The 1,126-nt window shown below is 32.9% G+C and carries 1 pseudogene; it reads right to left on the reverse strand.

Annotation, left to right across the window (positions count from 1 at the left end):
* Positions 1-1,126 (reverse strand): annotated as a pseudogene (locus tag DKK79_RS14325) (hypothetical protein); the annotation flags it as partial.

The raw sequence follows: 1,126 nt of genomic DNA on the forward strand, positions 1-1,126 counted from the left end.
ACCGTATATAAACTGTTATCTGGTAGGGTTAAATTTGACTCAATGGTGCTGATTGCATTAACTTGTGCTATTTGACGGTCACTGCTGTCAACTATTATCCCTGTTTGACTTTTCTCAGGTGTATTGACTGTAGTGCTTGAAACAAACTGATGTTCAGCAATTTTACCCGCATCTAAGTCTAAACTGGTTTCAACTATATTGTTAAATTTCGTTGTTCGCGTGTACGAGGAATAATTTCTTTTGGTTCCACCATGCCATTTTCTATCATGACGAATTTGATAGCCTTTATCAGTTACACGATCTATCCCTTTAGTGGATATATTATCTAATAATCCTACCGATAGTTGTAATGCTTCACCTGCAATGATTTTACTGTTGCTATTGATAACATGATTCGCATCAATCAGTAAATTTTTACCTGATATAATTTCAGCCGGCTCTGTTTCAGTGATTTGGGTTTGGTAATGTTTTTGGGTGTAATTGTATTCAATATATTTATAATGTGAACGACTTGTGCCATCTTCATTATAGGCAATCAATGTCGGGTATTTCTTCTTACCATGTCCTTTCTTAATTTTATAATTATTACCACTGTATCGTTTATTACTATTATAAAAAGCAAACTCCAATTTATGTTGTTGGCTAATTTTGACTAATTCTGTTTTAAAATTATCATTAATATTATTAATTTTATTTGCATAAATCGTCATATCATCTGACGATTCAATACGTGCTGAATGGTTATTAATAATATCAGCATTAATTTTAAATTTGCCTAAACTTAAGAGTAAAGCATGACTATAATTGTTTAAGATTTTTGCATTAAGCTTAAAATCACGACGAGCAGCAATGACCGGCGCATGCTCGGTGTTGGCTCGGTTATTGAGTGTCTGTACATCAATTTGTAAATCATCACTATAAATTTTACCGGTATTTAAATTATTTAATGTGATGGCGTTGATGTCAGTCACCGTACCGTCGATTAAACCATAATTGGTCAATGTATCGTGTGTTAAATTCAGTAAGTCGCTACTTATTTCACCCTTTTCACTGTTGGTTAATTGTTGACTTATTATATCTAGTTTTTTGCCCGACAAGATAAGCTGGTCATTTAAAATATCCTGCT

The organism is Gilliamella apicola, assembly GCF_003202915.1.
Classification (GTDB): domain Bacteria; phylum Pseudomonadota; class Gammaproteobacteria; order Enterobacterales; family Orbaceae; genus Gilliamella; species Gilliamella apicola_Q.